This is a genomic window from Pedococcus sp. P2_E4 (genome assembly GCF_056403935.1).
Map to the genome: position 1 here is coordinate 64,304 of NZ_JBFUEO010000004.1, position 16,529 is coordinate 80,832.

A 16,529-nucleotide genomic window follows, 5' to 3' on the forward strand; every position below is an offset into this window, starting at 1 on the left:
GTCAGGGTCGGGTCGCCTCGCCACCCTCCGTCTAGGATCCGGGCATGGCCACCGCCTCGCCCGAGCCCTCCGCCGCCCTCTCTCCCGAGCTGTCCGCCGCGCCCACCGACTTCGTCGCCCGGGCGGCCGCCCTGGACGCCGCCGACCCGCTCGCCGGCCTGCGCGAGCGGTTCCTGGCCCCTCAGGGCAGCGACCTCGTGGCGTACTTCGACGGCAACTCGCTGGGGCGTCCGGTGGCAGCCGCCGTGGACCGGCTGGCCGAGTTCGTCAGCGGTCCCTGGGCTGACCGGCTGATCCGCTCGTGGGACGAGCAGTGGCTGGACTGGCCACACCGCCTCGGCGACCGGCTCGGGTCGCTGGTCCTGGGCGCGGCGCCGGGCCAGACGGTCGTCGCCGACTCCACGACGGTGCTGCTGTACAAGCTGTGCCGGGCCGCCGTCGATGCCCAGGTGCTCCAGTCCGCCGGCACGCGGAACGAGGTCGTGCTCGACACCGACAACTTCCCCACCGACCGCTACGTCCTCGAGGGGATCGCGGCGGAGCGCGGGCTCACGCTGCGGTGGGTCGAGGCGGACCAGCGCTCGGGGGTGACGCTCGAGCAGGTGCGCGACGTCGTGGGTCCGACGACCGCCCTCGCCGTGTTCAGCCACGTCGCCTACCGCTCCGGCCACCTCGCCGACGGGCCGGGCATCACGGCGGCCGTGCACGAGGCGGGCGGCCTCGTCCTCTGGGACCTGTGCCACAGCGGCGGCTCGGTGCCCGTGGCCCTCGACGACTGGGGTGCCGACCTCGCGGTCGGCTGCACGTACAAGTACCTCAACGGCGGCCCGGGGTCGCCCGCCTGGGCGTATGTCGCCAGGCGTCACCACGCCGTGCTGCGCCAGCCCATCTGGGGCTGGATCGGGCGGCGGGACGCGTTCGAGATGGGACCGGGCTACGAACCCGCCGACGGCATCCGCTCGTTCATCTCGGGAACCCCCCCGATCCTCGCGATGGTGCCACTGGATGCGAGTCTCGATGTCGTCGAGGAAGCCGGCATCGACGCGATCCGCGACAAGTCGGTCGCGCTCACGGAGCTGGTCGTCGAGATGGCTGACGAGCTGCTCACACCGTTGGGCGTCGAGGTGTGGAGCCCGCGCGACCCGGCCGAACGGGGTGGTCATGTCACGTTGCGGCGCAACGGTTTTCGCGAGGTCACGGCCGCACTGTGGGAGCAGGGCGTGATCCCTGACTACCGCGACCCCGACGGCCTGCGGATCGGGGTGTCCCCGCTCAGCACCAGCTTCGCCGAGGTGGCCGTCGGCATGCTCGCCCTGCGCGACGCGATCGTGGCCCACGACGCCGCACGCTGACCCCCCGCGCACGCGTCGTGCCTCGGGCGCGTGGGGCGGGGTGAGGCCGACCGGGTCGGCGTTTACGGCGATGTCACACGGGAGCCCTTGGTCCGAAACAGCCCCGGCCTAGCGTGGCAGCGTGGACGAGGACCCCGCGGGTGACCCAGGGCTGCAGGCCGCAGCCGGGCTGGTCGCGCTGTGCCGGCTCAAGCATGTCCCGACGCAACGGGGGGCGACCTACCGGGTCGCCGGTGAGGCGGTCGCGCTGTTCCGCTCCGGAGACCGCGTCTTCGCCGTCGAGGACTGGAACCCCTACACCGGCCGGGCCATCGCCGGTGGCCGGGTGTCGCTGGTCGGGCGCAGCCCGGTCGTCGTGTCGCCGATGTACCGCCTGGTGTTCGACCTGCGCACCGGGGCGTGCCTGAACGCGGTGGGGCTGCCCCAGCAGCGCCTGCGCACGTTCGATGTCGAGCTCGTGGGCGACATCGTCCACGTCGGAGCGCAGCGCCACGCGACCGCAAGCGGCGGCACGACCGGCAGGCCTGTCGCGGTCCTCGGTGGCGTCGGAGCCGCCTGACAGGTCGTCGGGCCACGGGCGCGGCAGTAGCGTCAGCCCATGAGCCGTGCGCTGATCATCGTGGACCTGCAGAACGACTTCTGCGAGGGCGGCTCGCTGGCTGTCGCCGGAGGCGCCGAGGTCGCGCGCCGCATCAGCGAGTACGTCGTCGCCCACCACGAGGGGTATGCCGCGATCGTCGCGACCGCCGACTGGCACGACGACCCGGGCGCCCACTTCAGCGAGACGCCGGACTTCGTCGACAGCTGGCCCCGGCACTGCCGGGTCGGCACCGACGGGGCGCTGTTCCACCCCGCCGCGGAGCCGGCCTTCGAACACGTCGAGGCGATCTTCCGCAAGGGCCACCACAGCGCGGCCTACAGCGGTTTCGAGGGCTTCACCGTCGAGGCCGACCGCCGGGTCGCGCTGGCCGACTGGCTGCGCGACCGGGCCATCGAGGAGGTCGACGTCGTCGGCATCGCCACCGACCACTGTGTCCGCGCCACCGCCCTCGACGCGGCCGACGAGGGTTTCGGGACGACGGTCCTGCTCGACCTCACGGTGGGGGTGGATCCGGCCACCACCAGGACTGCGCTCGCGGACCTCGCCGCAGCCGAGGTGGCGACCACCGGCACGGTCCCCGGGTCCTGACCGGGGACCATCGACCAGTCAGCGACCCCTCACGGCAGGGAGAACGGCAACGGCAGGGTGGTCTTGCTGACCGTCAGGGCACCCCGCGCGGAGATCGCGACCAGGCAGACACCTGACTTCCCCGCACCGTTCGTGTGGGTCACGTACCCCAACCCGGGCAGCCAGGCGGTGATCCGGCTCACCTGCAGGTCCGAGTTCGGGACGGGGGTCAGGTAGGTCGCGCTCCGCGGGCTGAAGGTGGCGTTGAGCACCGCGAACCCGCGCACGCTCGAGACGCCGGACTGGGGGTCGGCGACCCTGACCGCCGGACGGCCACCCGGAGGCGTCACGACGCTGCAGACAACCGCGGTCAGGTCGAGCGGTGGCGTGAACGTCACCAGTGCTCCGATGTCGTCATCGGGCAGCTCGCCGTCGCCCGCCAGCAGCTGCATGAGGTACTCGCCCGGCTGGGTGCAGTTGAGCGTCGGCGCCAGACCGGCGGCCGTGAGGGGCTCGAACGCGGTCGGCCCGCTGAACGAGCACGACGCGAGGTTGCCTCCGGACACCACCGTGCGCAGCCACCGGATCTCGAGCGCGTCCCCGTCAGGGTCGCTCGCCGAGCCGTTGAGCTGCGCGTCCGTGCCAGCGGGGACCGACACTGAGGGCCCTGAGTCCACGACCGGGGCGTGGTTCGGCGTGAACGTCACGCTCGCACCGACGCTGTCGAACGACGAGGTCCCGTCGGACGCCACCAGCTGGAGGAGGTACTCCCCCGCCTGCGTACAGTTGAGCGTCGGCGCCAGGCCGGCCGCGCTGATCGGCTGGAACGAGGTGGGGCCGCTGAAGGTGCAGGAGGCCAGGCTTCCGCCGGAGATGACCGACCGCAGCCAGCGGATCTCGACGGCGTCGCCGTCAGGGTCGCTCGCGGTCCCCGACAGGTGGGCGTCCGTCCCGACCTTGGTCGCCACCGAGGGACCCGAGTCGGCGGTCGGTGGCACCGCCAGGGCCTGTGACCCCGTGGCGACCACGAGGCCCACCACGGCACAGACGACAACGAGAACTCGACGCATGACACCCTCCCCAGAACAGCTAGCGCAGCCTCATCCGAGGTTCCCAGCGCCAAACGCAGTCTGCATCGGGCAAACGACCTACGCGTGGTGGCGGAGCGGGGTGATGGAGCCAGGCGGCTGCGCACCTCGATCTGCGAGTGGGCCCCGTTCTCACACCACCCGTGTCGCCGTTGTGCGGCAAGTGTTACGGGCGCTTTACGGCGCTCGCAGGGCCGCGAAACATCGTCTTGCCACGCTTCACGGGTGACCACGAACCTGACCTCGAGCGACACCGACGGCGCCCACGGCACCGACGGTGCCATCGCCACCGACGCCCCCACCGCGGCCCAGCCCGCCACGTCACCACCCTCCACGAGCACCTCCACCAGCACCTCCGCCACCTCCGTCCCCGTCCACCGCTCCGGCCGGTGGATCGACCACTGGGATCCCGAGGACGCCGTCTTCTGGCGCGGCGGTGGCCGCGCCATCGCCCGGCGCAACCTGGCCTTCTCGATCACGGCCGAGTTCCTCGGCTTCTGCGTCTGGGCCCTGTGGAGCGTGGTCGTGCCGCTGCTCCCCGCGGCCGGCTTCGACCTCACCCTCTCCCAGCAGTTCTGGCTCATCGCCGTGCCGAGCCTGGTCGGCGCGACGGTGCGCATCCCCTACACCTTCGCCGTTCCCGCCTTCGGCGGACGCAACTGGACGATCGTCTCGGCCCTGCTGCTCGTCATACCGGCATCGGCGCTCGCGTGGGTCGTGACCCGACCGGACACGCCGTTCGGAGTCCTGCTCGCGTGCGCCGCCCTTGCGGGCTTCGGCGGCGGCAACTTCGCCTCGTCGATGACGAACATCTCGTTCTTCTTTCCCGAGGCGGAGAAGGGAAAGGCGTTGGGGCTCAATGCCGCCGGCGGCAACCTGGGCACGGGCATCGTGCAGATGGTCGTCCCCGCAGTCATCGTCATCGGCGCCGGGACCCACCTCGAGCGTGCCGGGCTGATGTTCATCCCACTGGTGCTGCTGGCGGCCTTCTGCGCGTGGCGGTTCATGGACAACCTCTCCGGGGTCAAGTCGGACTACCGCTCGTTCGCCGACGCGACGCGCGACCGCCACACCTGGATCATCTCCTTCCTCTACATCGGCACCTTCGGGTCGTTCATCGGCTACGCCGGCGCCTTCCCGACGCTGCTCAAGACCCAGTTCCCCGAGGCTCCCCTGCAGCTGGCGTTCCTCGGGGCCCTCGTCGGCGCCCTCACCCGGCCGCTGGGCGGCACCATCGCCGACCGCATCGGTGGCGCGCGCCTGACGATCGTGGCCTTCGGGGTGCTGACCGTCGGCGCCGTGGCCGCCATCACCGGACTGCAGCAGCACAGCTTCCCGCTGTTCTTCGCGGCGTTCATGGTGCTGTTCACGGGCGCCGGGATCGGCAACGGGGCGACCTACCGGATGATCCCCGCGGTCTTCCGTGCCGGGGTGACCGACCCCGCGGTGCTGTCGGTGCGACGCAAGGCCGCCGCCGGGTGCATCGGCATCGCGGGAGCCGTGGGTGCCTACGGTGGCTTCTTCATCCCGCGCGGCTTCGCGATGGCCAAGGAGGCGTCCGGATCGCTCGTCCCGGCCTTGTGGGTCTTCGTCGCCGCCTACCTGCTCATGGCCCTGACCACGTATGCCGTGTACGCCCGGCGGGGTTCGAAGCTCGCCGCCGCGTCCGTCTGAGGATCCCTGACCGAGAGTGGGTGCCCGCATGCCGCAGGTCGACACGCACTGTCCGTACTGCGCCCTGCAGTGCGCCCAGGTGCTGACCCCCACGCCCGTGGCGGGGGTGGAGGTCGCCGGACGCGACTTCCCGACCAATCGCGGTGGGCTGTGCCAGAAGGGCTGGACCAGTGCCGACCTGCTGCGCGTGCCCGACCGGCTCACCACCCCCCTGCTGCGGTCGCCCGAGGGTCGACTCGAACCCACCTCGTGGGACGAGGCGCTCGACCTGGTGGCGAGCCGGCTCGCAGCCATCCGCACCGAGGACGGCCCCAACGCCGTGGCCGTCTTCGGTGGGGGTGGCCTCACGAACGAAAAGGCTTACCAGCTGGGCAAGTTCGCGCGGATTGCCCTGTCCACGGCCAACATCGACTACAACGGACGGTTCTGCATGAGCAGCGCCGCGGCGGCCGCCAACCGGTCGCTCGGCATCGACCGCGGCCTGCCGTTCCCCCTCACCGACCTGGCCGAGGCCGACGTCGTGCTGCTGCTCGGCAGCAACGTCGCAGAGACGATGCCGCCATCGGTCGCCCACCTCGGCCCCGTGAGGTCCCGAGGCGGGCTGGTGGTGGTCGACCCTCGGCGCAGCGCCACCGCAGCTCTCACCGAGGACCGGCAGGGTGTGCACCTGCAACCGGTCCCCGGCACCGACCTGGTCGTCCTGCTGGCCCTGCTCCACGTCCTGCTGGCCGAGGACCTCGTCGACACGGCATACCTCGCGGAGCGCACGACCGGTCTCGACGAGGTGCGCCGCCGCGCAGCGGCCTGGTGGCCCGAGCGGGCCGAGCAGTCCTGCGGTGTCGGGGCCGACCTGCTGCGACGCACCGCTCGGCAGCTCGCCGCGGCCAGCCCGTCCCGGGGCGGACGCGGGGTCTTCGTCCTCACGGGCCGCGGCGTCGAGCAGTCGACACAGGGCACCGCCACCGTCACGGCCGCGATCAACCTGGCACTCGCGCTCGGGCTGCCCGGCCGGGTCGGCAGCGGGTACGGCGCGATCACCGGACAGGGCAACGGCCAGGGTGGCCGAGAACACGGGCAGAAGTCCGACCAGCTCCCCGGCTACCGGATGATCGACGACCCGGCTGCCCGCGAGCACATCGCCCGCGTCTGGGGCGTCGAACCGCAGACCCTGCCCGGCAAGGGCAAGCCGGCCGTCGAGCTGCTCGACTCGCTCGGCACCGAGGACGGCCCACGCGCCCTGCTCGTCCACGGCTCAAACGTCCTCGTCAGCGCCCCCAACGCCGGGCACGTCGCGGAGCGACTTCAGTCGCTGGACCTGCTCGTCGTCTGCGACTTCGTGCCTTCCGAGACAGCGCTGCTCGCGGACGTGGTCCTCCCGGTGACCCAGTGGGCCGAGGAGGAGGGCACGATGACCTCGCTCGAGGGCCGGGTCATCAGGCGCCGCAAGGCGATCGAGCCCCCCGAGGGCGTGCGCAGCGAGCTCTGGGTCTGGTCCGAGCTCGCCCGGCGGCTGGGTGCTCCCGGCACCTGGAGCACCGAACCTGCCGAGGTGTTCGACGAGCTGGCCCGCGCGAGTGCGGGTGGTCGCGCCGACTACAGCGGGCTGTCGCACGACCGGCTGGACGGGCCCGAGGCGCTCTACTGGCCGTGCCCCGCCACCCCCGACGCGCAGGCGCCGCACCCGGGAACGCCCCGGCTGTTCGCCGACGCCTTCCCCACCCCGGACGGGCGAGCGCGGCTCGTCGCCGTCGACCACGTGGGCCCACGCGACGGGCTCCGCCCGGACGCACCCCTGTTCCTCATCACCGGGCGCGTGCTCCAGCACTACCAGTCGGGTGCCCAGACGCGACGCGTGCCCGCCCTCGTGGCCGGCGTGCCCGGTGCGTATGCCGAGGTGCACCCGCTGCTCGCAGCCCGCCTCGGCGTCGCCGAGGGTGCGCAGGTCCGGCTGGCCACGGCACGGGGCAGCCTGGGCCTGCCGTGCCGCATCACCGTGGACGTGCGCCCGGACACGGTCTTCGTGCCGTTCCACTGGGCCGGCGCCGAGAGCGTCAACCTCCTCACCAACGACGCCACGGACCCGATCTCGGGGATGCCGGAGTTCAAGGTGTGCGCCGTCCAGGTCACGGCCGACGAGGGCTGTCGGCCGGGGCGCTCGCCCGCACACGCCCGGTCGGGCGGCGCGCAGGCTGAGGTCACGAACGAGACGGAGGTGCACGCATGACCCGCTTGGTCGTCGTCGGCAACGGGATGGTCGGCGCCCGGTTCGTCGAGGACGTCCTCGCGGCGGACACTGCCGGCCGGTTCGACATCACCGTGCTGGGGGACGAGGCCTGCGAGCCGTACAACAGGGTGCTGCTGAGCGAGGTCGTGGCCGGCCGCTACGACGTGGCGACCCTCACGCTGCCCAGCCCGAGCGACAGCCGGCTCCGGGTCCGACGCGGGCACGCCGCCATCCACCTCGACCGCGTGGACCGGGTCGTCGTCACCGCGGACGGCGAGCGCCACCGCTACGACCAGGTCGTCCTCGCGACGGGGGCGTCCGCCCGCATCCCGGCCCTCGGCGGGCTCCCCGGCTCTGGAGCCTCCGACCTGCCTGCGGGGCTGCACGCCCTGCGCACCATCGACGACGCCCGCGAGATCGTCGCCGCCACCCTCAACGCCTCTCGTGCGGTGGTCCTCGGCGCTGGCGTGCTCGGGCTCGAGGCCGCGTGCGGGCTGGCCCGCCGAGGGGTCCGTGTCACCGTCGTGCACCCGGCCCCGGCCCTGATGGAGCGCCAGCTCGACGACGCCGCGAGCCGCGTCGTCGAGAGCGTCATGGGCAGCCTGGGCATCGACCACCGGGTCGGGGTCGGCGCCGACGCCGTCGTGGTCCGCGACCAGCGGGTGCACGGAGTCCGCCTGGCCGACGGCGAGACGATCGAGGCCGGACTGCTCGTGGTCGCGGCCGGCACCATCGCCAACACCCGGCTCGCGGCCGATGCCGGTCTCACCACGGCCAGGGGCATCGTGGTCGACGAGGCCCTGGCCAGTCCCGACGACCGGCGGGTGTTCGCGATCGGCGACTGCGCGCAGCCCCCCGAGGGCGGCTCCGGTCTGGTCGCCCAGGGCTGGGAACAGTCCCGGCGACTGGCTGCCCTGCTCACCGGGACCACGACCGACGCCAGGGGTCCCGGCGGGACCGGCGCCGAGGCATCCGACCCCACCGACGTGGTGCGCCTCAAGGCCCACGGTCTCGACGTCGTCACCATGGGCGTGTGCGGCTCGCAGCGCGCCGACGACCCGGCTCAGCGGACCCTGCGGCTCTCGGACCCCGACATCGGCCGGCACGTCGAGGTGGTGGTCTCGGGCGGCACCCTCGTGGGCGCCACCTGCGTCGGTGCCGGGCAGGTCGCCGCCGACCTCGTGGCGGCCTACACCCGGCGCACCCCGGTGCCCGGCGACCCCGCGCACCTCCTGCTGCCGGTCCTCACCGGCATGCCGGCCCATGGGCCGAGCGACCCGGCGGACCTCGCGGACGAGGCCACCATCTGCCGCTGCAACGGGGTCAGCAAGGCCGCGATCCGCAGCAGTGTCCACGACGGGGCGGACAGCCTCGAGCAGGTCGCGGCCCGCACGCGCGCCAGCACCGGCTGCGGGGGCTGCGCCGAGGACGTCTGCAGCCTGCTGGAGTCGTTCCGCACCTCACGGCCGGAGCCGCCCACCGGTGAGAACCGTTTTACGCAGGGGAAACACGAGACAACCAACGCCGAAATCGGGGCTACCTAACGTGTTCGACATGACCCAGGCACCCGCGCCGCAGCAGCTCGTCGTCGTCGGCGGCGGCATGGTGGCCCGCCGCCTGATCGACGCCCTGCGGGCCCGTGACACCGCCGGCGAGTGGGCGGTGACGCTGCTCTGCGAGGAGCCCCGCGCCCCGTACGACCGGGTGGCCCTCACCTCGTACTTCACCGGCCGAGACCCCGACGACCTCGCGCTGGGCGGCCAGGAGCTGTGGGACGACCCGCTCGTGACCCTGCGCCGCGGGGTGGCCGCCACCAGCGTCGACCGCGCGGCCCGCACGGTGGCCACGTCCGACGGGCGGACCCTCCCCTACGACTCCCTCGTCCTCGCCACCGGCTCCTATGCCGCGGTGCCACCGGTGCCCGGCAAGGACCTGCGGGGTGCGTTCGTCTACCGCACCATCGATGACGTGGCCGCCCTGCGCGCCTACGTCGAGCACCTGCGCCACGAGCTCGACCGCCCCGTCCGGGGTGCCGTGGTCGGCGGCGGCCTGCTGGGCCTCGAAGCAGCGGGTGCCCTGCGCGCCCTCGCGTGCGAGGCCACGGTCGTCGAGTTCGCGCCTCGGCTGATGCCGCTGCAGGTCGACGACGGCGGCGGCGAGGCGCTCAAGCGGCTCATCGAGGCGCTCGGGGTCTCGGTGCGGACCTCGACCGCCACGGCACGGATCTTGGGCGACCGCGGCAAGGTCGCCCGGATGGAGTTCACCGAGGGTGACGCACTCGACGTGGACGTCGTCGTCTTCGCCGTCGGGGTCCGCCCCCGCGACGACCTCGCCCGCGGGGCGGGTCTGGCGGTCGGCGAGCGCGGCGGCGTGGTGGTCGACGACACCTGCCGGACGGATGACCCAGCGATCTGGGCCATCGGCGAGGTCGCCTGCATCGAGGGCCGGTGCCTCGGCCTCGTGGCGCCCGGCTACACGATGGCCGAGATCGTCGCCGACCGGCTCCTGGGTGGCGAGGGGACGTTCCCCGGCGCCGACCTGTCGACCAAGCTCAAGCTGCTCGGGGTGGATGTCGCCTCGTTCGGCGACGCGTTCGCGACCGAGCCCGGAGGTCTCGAGGTCGTCATCTCCGACCCCGTCGGCGGTGTCTACAAGAAGCTCGTGATGAGCGATGACGCCCGCACCCTGCGCGGGGGCATCCTCGTCGGCGATGCCAGCGCGTATGCCGCGCTGCGGCCCATGGTGGGGCGCGCCCTGGGCGGTGACCCCGCGGCATACCTGCTCCCGGAGGGCTCGGCCCCCGCCCCCGGCGGGGACCTGCCCGATGACGCCGGCGTCTGCTCGTGCAACAACGTCACTGCTGGCGAGATCCGTTGTGCGGTCAGTGAGTCCGGCTGCACCGACCTCGGCGGGGTCAAGGCGTGCACGCGCGCCGGCACCAGCTGTGGGTCCTGTCTGCCGCTCGTCAAGAAGCTCGTCAGCAGCGAGCTCGAGAAGTCCGGCGTCGCGGTCAGCAACGCCCTGTGCGAGCACTTCGACACCTCACGTGCGCAGCTATTCGACATCGTGCGCGTGCAGGGCCTGACGACGTTCAGCGAGATCATCGGCCGGCACGGTCGTGGCCGCGGCTGCGACATCTGCAAGCCGGTCATCGGCTCGATCCTCGCCTCGCTCGGGACGGGCCACATCCTCCAGGGCGACCGTGCTGCTCTGCAGGACACCAACGACCACGTAATGGCCAACCTCCAGAAGGACGGCTCCTACTCGGTGGTGCCGCGCATCCCCGGCGGCGAGGTCACGCCCGAGGGGCTGATCCTCATCGGCGAGGTCGCCCGCGACTTCGGGCTCTACACCAAGATCACCGGCGGCCAGCGGATCGACCTGTTCGGTGCCCGCATGGAGCAGCTGCCGCAGATCTGGAAGCGACTCGTCGACGCCGGCTTCGAGTCGGGGCACGCCTACGGGAAGTCGCTGCGGACCGTGAAGTCCTGCGTCGGCTCCACCTGGTGCCGCTACGGCGTGCAGGACTCGGTCGGCCTCGCCATCGACCTCGAGCTGCGTTACCGCGGGCTGCGCAGCCCGCACAAGATCAAGCTCGGCGTCTCGGGCTGTGCCCGCGAGTGCGCGGAGGCCCGCGGCAAGGACGTCGGGGTCATCGCGACGGACAACGGCTGGAACGTCTACGTCGGCGGCAACGGCGGGTTCACCCCGCGTCACGCCCAGCTCCTCGCGGAGGACCTCGACACGCAGACCCTGGTCCGGACGATCGACCGGTTCCTCATGTACTACGTCCGCACGGCAGACCGCCTGCAGCGCACGGCGACCTGGGTCGAGGACCACGAGGGCGGTCTCGACGCCATCCGGGCGGTCGTGCTGGATGACTCCCTCGGCATCGGCGCGGACCTCGATGCGGCGATGGCGGCGCACGTCGACTCCTACGAGGACGAGTGGGCGGCGGCGCTCGAGGACCCCGAGACGCTGCGGCGGTTCGGCTCGTTCGTCAACGCGCCCGACCAGCCCGACGACTCGCTCGCGTACGTCGACGAGCGCGGGCAGGCCCGCCCCGCCACCGAGTCCGAGCGCAGCGGCGGTGCTGTCCTCATCGCCGGGACGACCCTGGAGGTACGACGATGACGGCCGAGATCCTCCCACCGCAGACTGCGACGCCGGACCTCGTCGCGGACGGGGCACCGCCCACCCCGGTCGGGGCAGCGCCCACCCCGGACGTGGCACCGCCCACCCCGGTCGGGGCGCCGCAGGTCGACGCCGTGCCGCTCACGCCGGTGTGCCGGCTCGAGGACCTGTCCGCCGAGCGTGGCGTCGCTGCCCTCGTCGCGGGCACCCAGGTGGCGCTGTTCCGCACGTACGACGACGCCGTGTTCGCGCTCCAGCAGCGTGACCCCTACAGCGGCGCGAACGTCATGTCGCGCGGCATCGTCGGCTCGCGCGCGGACATCCCGACAGTCGCCTCGCCCATGTACAAGCAGGTCTTCGACCTGCGCACCGGTGAGTGCCTCGACCCCGTCGGCAAGGACCCACGACCCCTCACCACGTATGCCGTGCTGGTGCGTGACGGGGTCGTCCACGTCGGTGGTCCGAGGGGGTCGACCGGCTGATGACCACCCTCGTCGGGCTGGACCTCCACGGGCGCCGCGTGCTCGTCGTCGGCGGCGGCCCGGTGGCCGCGCGTCGGGTCTCCTCGCTGCTCGAGGACGGCGCACGCGTCACCGTCGTGGCTCCCCAGCTGTGCGAGGACCTCGTGGACCAGGTGCTCGCCGACGCGGTCGTCTGGCAGGCGAGGGGCGTGCACGAGTCCGACCTCGATGGCGTGTGGTTCGTCCACGCCGCCACCAATGACGCAGGGGCCAACGCCGAGGTCTGCCGGTGGGCGAACGACCGCCGGGTCTGGAGCAGCTGTGCCAGCGACGCCAGGCGCGGGTCGGCCCGTACCCCGGCGACCACCCGCCACGCCGGGCTCACGGTCGGCGTGGCCTCCGTCGGCGACCCCGACCCGGGCCGCGCCGCCCGGGTTCGTGACCAGCTCGCCGACACGCTCGTCGCCGGCACGCTCGACCTGCGTCACCGCCGGGCGCCCGCAGCGGGTGGCGGCCTCGGACGGGTCACGCTGGTGGGCGGCGGTCCTGGCGCGCTCGACCTCATGACGGTGCGCGCCCGCCGAGCCGTCCTGGAGGCAGACGTCGTCGTCACGGACCGGCTCGGTCCGACCGCGATCCTCGACAGCCTGCCTGCCGACGTCGAGGTCATCGACGTGGGCAAGGCCCCCGGCCGCCATGCCGCCACCCAGCACGAGATCAACGCGATCCTCGTCGACCAGGCGCAGCGCGGTCGCGTCGTCGCCCGGCTCAAGGGCGGCGACCCGTTCCTCTTCGGTCGCGGCGGCGAGGAGCACCAGGCACTGGCCGCGCACGGCATACCGGTGGAGGTGGTGCCGGGAGTGACGTCGGCCTTGGCCGCCCCGCTCGCCGCAGGCATCCCGGTGACCCATCGGGGCACCGTCGCCTCCGTCCACGTGACGCACGGGCATCGCGAGCTCGACCTGTCGTCCGTCGACGTCGTGGTCCGCGGGCACGCGACGCTGGTCGTGCTGATGGGGATCGGCCACCTCGCCTCGCACGTCGCCCAGCTGGTCGCCGCCGGGGCCGATCCCGAGCTTCCGGTCGCCATCGTCGAGGACGCGTCCCTGCCCACGCAGCGCGTCACCCGGGCACCGCTTCGGCTCGTCGTGGCCGAGGCGGACCGGCGCGGGGTGCGCGCTCCCGCCGTGGTCGTGGTCGGTGCCGTCGCCGACCCGGCACTCCTGGAGGTGTCCCTCGAGGCCTCGTCACCCGCCACGCCGCCCGGGGCCGGAGACGCGTCGTGACCGCCGCCGCCCGGCTCACCCAGGTGATGGCGGGCTGCGTCGTGCTCGTCACGGCCGACCGTCGCTCGGCTGAGCTGTCGTCGGCCCTCACCCGGCGCGGTGCCACCGTGCGTCACGCGCCGGCGCTCAGCATCGTGCCGCACGAGCACGACGAGCAGCTGTTGCTCGACACCAAGCAGCTCCTCGAGTCCCCGCCGGACGTCGTCGTCATCACCACCGGGATCGGGTTCCGGGGCTGGGTCGAGGCCGCCGACGCCGCAGGGGTCGCGGACGACCTGGTCGCCGTGCTCTCGGGCGCCCGCATCGTCGCCCGCGGGCCCAAGGCGCACGGGGCCATCCAGGCCGCCGGGCTGCAGGCCGACTGGGTCGCCGAGTCCGAGACCTCGGCCGAGATCCTCGACCTGCTGCTCACCGAAGGGGTCTCCGGGCTGCGCGTCGCCGTCCAGCACCACGGCGCCGGTGCCGACGGCCTCGACACCGAGCTCGCCGCGGCCGCGGCCGACGTGGTGAGCCTCGTGGTCTATCGCTGGGGGCCCTCCCCTCAGCCGGCGGCCCTCACCCAGTCGGTGCACGCCTCAGCAGCCGGACAGGTCGATGCCGTCGTCTTCACCTCCGCCCCGGGGGCTGCGGCCTGGCTGGCCGAGGCCGACGACCAGGGCCAGTGGGAGGGGATATCGGCCCGCCTGCTGTCGGGAGTCATGGTCGCCGCGGCCGTGGGTCCCGTCACCGCGAAACCGTTGCTGGACAGGGGGATCACGCCCTTGGTCCCGGATCGCGGCAGGCTCGGGGCCCTGGTCCGAGCCCTCGTGAGCCACTTCGAGCAGGCGCAGTCGACGGCCGTGCTGACCAGGGCCGGCGCGCTGCAGGTGCGCAGCACGGTGGCCCTGCTCGACGGGCACGTGCTGCCCGTGTCGCCCAGCGGTCTCGAGGTGCTCCGGCTCCTGGCTGACGCGGGCGGGGACGTCGTGACGCGCGAGCAGGTGCTGACCGTGCTGCCCGGCGAGTCGGCCGACCCACACACGGCCGAGGTGGCCGTCGCCAGGTTGCGCGACGTGTGCGGGCGTCCGCTGATCCAGACCGTGGTCAAGCGTGGCTACCGCCTCGCGGTCACCTCGCCCGACTGAGCGAGGCGCCCGTCAGTGGCGCCCACCCTCGGCCGCGCCCTCGACCACCACGGGCTGGTCACCCGAGACGAGCTTCCAGTCGTAGGTCGTGAAGGTCGCCGGGTCGATCGTGCCCTGCGCGGTGACCCAGTCGATGATCAGCTGCCGGATCTCGACCTGCGCGTTGTAGAGGACCGGTGCGGTCGTGACGCCGGGGAAGTTGCCGCCGCCGGACTGCCGGTAGTTGTTGATGGCGATGACGAACCGCGCAGCCGGGTCGACCGGCTGCCCGGCGTAGGTCAGGTTGGTGATCCGCTGACCGTTGGGCTGGGAGATGTCGATGTCGTAGGCCAGCGACTCGTCCAGGCCACTCATCACGTCGTAGTTGTAGTCGGGGATCGGGGTGCCCGTCCCCAGGGGTCGCAGCGCGTTGGTGACGTCATCCGGCGCGAACGGCCCGGTGCCGACGACCTGCTTGAAGTACTCGGCGGAGTACTCGAGGTAGGCCTTGACCTGGGCACCGGTGAAGCGGATGCCGAGCAGGGTGTTGTCGTAGATGTAGAGCCCGGCCACGTCGCGCACGGTGACGTTGCCGGCCGGGATCGCCGCGTCGCGGTTGAACGGTGCCGCGATCGACAGGACGGGGAGGTCCTCGTCGGGCGTGCCCACCAGGGCAGCCTTGACCGCCTTGGCCTGCACGACGTTGATGAAGTCCAGGGCGGCCGTGTCCTCGAACCGTGCCGTCGCGGCCGACATCGCCAGGGTGGAGGACCCGATCACCGAGTTGACGTAGGTGCGCACGACCGCATGGTCCTCGCGCAGCAGCTCTGCGACGGCGGGGTCCTCGGGGACGGTGTTGGCGTTGAGCAGGTGCGCGTGGGCGTCCTTGAGGACCCACCGTCCCTTGTCCATGACGAGGTCGAGGTCCATCACCGACAGCCTCATGCCCCACTTGAGCGGCTCGGTCAGCAGCACCTGCTTGTCCTTGGTGACCTTGCTGGCCACGAAGCGTTCGGGGATCTCGAGGTGCGCGTGGCCGACGAGCACCGCGTCGACGCCGGCAACCTCCTGCGCCAGCTGGGTCGAGGCGTTCTCGGGGAACGGGAGTGCGTCGCCGTACGACGAACCGGGGGTCGCGCCGGAGTGGCACGAGACGATGACCAGGTCGCACCCGGCGGCCTTGAGCTTGGGCACCCAGACCTTGGCCTGCTCGACGATGCCGGGGAACGCGAGCTGCCCCTCGACGTTGGCCTTGTCCCAGATCGCGACGCCCGGCGTCACCAGTCCGAGGATGCCGACCTTGAGCGGCCTGGCGAGGCCCGGCACCTTGAACGTCTTGATGAGGTACGGGGCGAAGGCCGGCGCACCGGTGGACCAGTCGACGGTGTTGGCCGACAGCAGCGGGAAGTCGCACTGCGACTCGAAGGTCCGCAGCGTGTCGATGCCGTAGTTGAACTCGTGGTTGCCCAGGGCCGCCGCGTCGTAGCCGATGGCGTTCATCGCCTTGGCCATGGGGTGCACCGACCCGCCGGTGATGGGGTCGATCTTGGCGTAGTAGTAGGACAGCGGGGTGCCCTGGATCGTGTCTCCGGCATCGAGGAGCAGGGTCTGGTCGGCCCCGCGCTCCTCGCGGACCAGGGTCACCAGGCTGGCGATCTTGGCCAGGCCGATGTCGTTGTGCGCCGCGTCGTCGTAGTCGGCGTCCTTGAAGTAGTCCCAGTTGAAGACGTTGCCGTGGGTGTCCGTGGTGCCGAGCACCGTGAGCCGGAAGGTCTTGGCGGGCTTGGCGCTGACCACGCCGCTCTCCTGGATGGCCTGGGCCTCGCCGGGGCCGAGGAACGCGGCGGCCGCACCTGCGCCTCCGACGACCGCGAGCGCCAGCACCTCACGACGGGTGCGGTCCTGCGACTGCTGCTGCGGCAGGGTCGCTGCGACGGTGGACGGACTGTTCACGGTGGCCTCCGAAGGCAGGAGCGCAAGGGGCCGTGACGCCCCCTGCTGGCGCGGGCCGGCTCGGCACTGAGTCGGCAGGTCTTTCA

General features: G+C 72.6%; 12 protein-coding genes. 10 read left to right on the forward strand and 2 right to left on the reverse strand.

Going from position 1 to position 16,529, the window contains the following annotated elements:
* The first annotated feature begins 44 nt into the window (after window positions 1–44).
* From AC1DV7_RS03565 to AC1DV7_RS03575, 3 genes are all read left to right on the forward strand, one after another.
* Window positions 45–1,352, forward strand: a complete 1,308-nt coding sequence (locus AC1DV7_RS03565; protein WP_477594653.1) for a kynureninase — start codon at window positions 45–47, stop codon at window positions 1,350–1,352.
* 121 nt (window positions 1,353–1,473) lie between these two features.
* Window positions 1,474–1,911 carry a nitrite reductase (NAD(P)H) small subunit gene (locus tag AC1DV7_RS03570; protein ID WP_477594655.1) on the forward strand — a complete coding sequence of 146 codons (438 nt, stop codon included), beginning with the start codon at window positions 1,474–1,476 and terminating at the stop codon, window positions 1,909–1,911.
* 39 nt (window positions 1,912–1,950) lie between these two features.
* Window positions 1,951–2,541 carry an isochorismatase family protein gene (locus AC1DV7_RS03575; protein ID WP_477594657.1) on the forward strand — a complete coding sequence of 197 codons (591 nt, stop codon included), beginning with the start codon at window positions 1,951–1,953 and terminating at the stop codon, window positions 2,539–2,541.
* 29 nt (window positions 2,542–2,570) lie between these two features.
* On the opposite strand, the gene AC1DV7_RS03580 is transcribed toward AC1DV7_RS03575, so the two are convergent.
* Window positions 2,571–3,590 (reverse strand): hypothetical protein, encoded by a 1,020-nt coding sequence (locus tag AC1DV7_RS03580; RefSeq protein ID WP_477594659.1) that lies wholly within the window; start codon window positions 3,588–3,590, stop codon window positions 2,571–2,573.
* A 300-nt stretch (window positions 3,591–3,890) separates the two neighbouring features.
* Here AC1DV7_RS03580 and AC1DV7_RS03585 point away from each other — a divergent pair, with 300 nt between their 5' ends.
* The 7 genes from AC1DV7_RS03585 to AC1DV7_RS03615 are packed head-to-tail and all read left to right on the forward strand — an operon-like array spanning window position 3,891 to window position 14,511.
* Window positions 3,891–5,282: an MFS transporter gene (locus AC1DV7_RS03585; protein ID WP_477594830.1), complete on the forward strand. Its 1,392-nt coding sequence runs from the start codon at window positions 3,891–3,893 to the stop codon at window positions 5,280–5,282.
* Between the two features lie 28 nt (window positions 5,283–5,310).
* A complete protein-coding gene (locus AC1DV7_RS03590; protein ID WP_477594661.1) occupies window positions 5,311–7,506 on the forward strand; it encodes a molybdopterin oxidoreductase family protein in 2,196 nt (731 codons plus the stop codon).
* Entirely contained in the window at window positions 7,503–9,050 is a 1,548-nt protein-coding gene (locus AC1DV7_RS03595) for an FAD-dependent oxidoreductase (RefSeq protein ID WP_477594663.1), read from the forward strand. The genes AC1DV7_RS03590 and AC1DV7_RS03595 overlap by 4 nt, the downstream gene beginning before the upstream one ends.
* A gap of 10 nt (window positions 9,051–9,060) precedes the next feature.
* On the forward strand, window positions 9,061–11,640 hold the full coding sequence (nirB, locus tag AC1DV7_RS03600) for a nitrite reductase large subunit NirB (protein ID WP_477594664.1): 2,580 nt from the start codon (window positions 9,061–9,063) through the stop codon (window positions 11,638–11,640).
* A complete protein-coding gene (nirD, locus tag AC1DV7_RS03605) occupies window positions 11,637–12,122 on the forward strand; it encodes a nitrite reductase small subunit NirD (protein ID WP_477594666.1) in 486 nt (161 codons plus the stop codon). Before nirB ends, nirD begins: the two co-directional genes overlap by 4 nt.
* Complete coding sequence (gene cobA, locus AC1DV7_RS03610; RefSeq protein WP_477594668.1) at window positions 12,122–13,387, forward strand: uroporphyrinogen-III C-methyltransferase; 1,266 nt, start codon at window positions 12,122–12,124, stop codon at window positions 13,385–13,387. The genes nirD and cobA overlap by 1 nt, the downstream gene beginning before the upstream one ends.
* A 26-nt stretch (window positions 13,388–13,413) precedes the next feature.
* On the forward strand, window positions 13,414–14,511 hold the full coding sequence (locus AC1DV7_RS03615) for a uroporphyrinogen-III synthase (protein WP_477594832.1): 1,098 nt from the start codon (window positions 13,414–13,416) through the stop codon (window positions 14,509–14,511).
* Between the two features lie 12 nt (window positions 14,512–14,523).
* Here AC1DV7_RS03615 and AC1DV7_RS03620 read toward each other — a convergent pair whose 3' ends face one another.
* Window positions 14,524–16,443, reverse strand: coding sequence for a bifunctional metallophosphatase/5'-nucleotidase (locus AC1DV7_RS03620; protein ID WP_477594670.1), 1,920 nt, complete (start codon window positions 16,441–16,443; stop codon window positions 14,524–14,526).
* Between the last annotated feature and the right edge of the window lie 86 nt (window positions 16,444–16,529).

Bases quoted from the DNA above. Each gene is read 5' to 3' on its own strand.
- AC1DV7_RS03565 (WP_477594653.1), top strand. From the start codon at position 45: ATGGCCACCGCCTCGCCCGAGCCCTCCGCCGCCCTCTCTCCCGAGCTG.
- AC1DV7_RS03575 (WP_477594657.1), top strand. From the start codon at position 1,951: ATGAGCCGTGCGCTGATCATCGTGGACCTGCAGAACGACTTCTGCGAG.
- AC1DV7_RS03580 (WP_477594659.1), bottom strand. From the start codon at position 3,590: ATGCGTCGAGTTCTCGTTGTCGTCTGTGCCGTGGTGGGCCTCGTGGTC.
- AC1DV7_RS03590 (WP_477594661.1), top strand. From the start codon at position 5,311: ATGCCGCAGGTCGACACGCACTGTCCGTACTGCGCCCTGCAGTGCGCC.
- AC1DV7_RS03595 (WP_477594663.1), top strand. From the start codon at position 7,503: ATGACCCGCTTGGTCGTCGTCGGCAACGGGATGGTCGGCGCCCGGTTC.
- nirB (WP_477594664.1), top strand. From the start codon at position 9,061: ATGACCCAGGCACCCGCGCCGCAGCAGCTCGTCGTCGTCGGCGGCGGC.
- nirD (WP_477594666.1), top strand. From the start codon at position 11,637: ATGACGGCCGAGATCCTCCCACCGCAGACTGCGACGCCGGACCTCGTC.
- cobA (WP_477594668.1), top strand. From the start codon at position 12,122: ATGACCACCCTCGTCGGGCTGGACCTCCACGGGCGCCGCGTGCTCGTC.
- AC1DV7_RS03615 (WP_477594832.1), top strand. From the start codon at position 13,414: ATGGCGGGCTGCGTCGTGCTCGTCACGGCCGACCGTCGCTCGGCTGAG.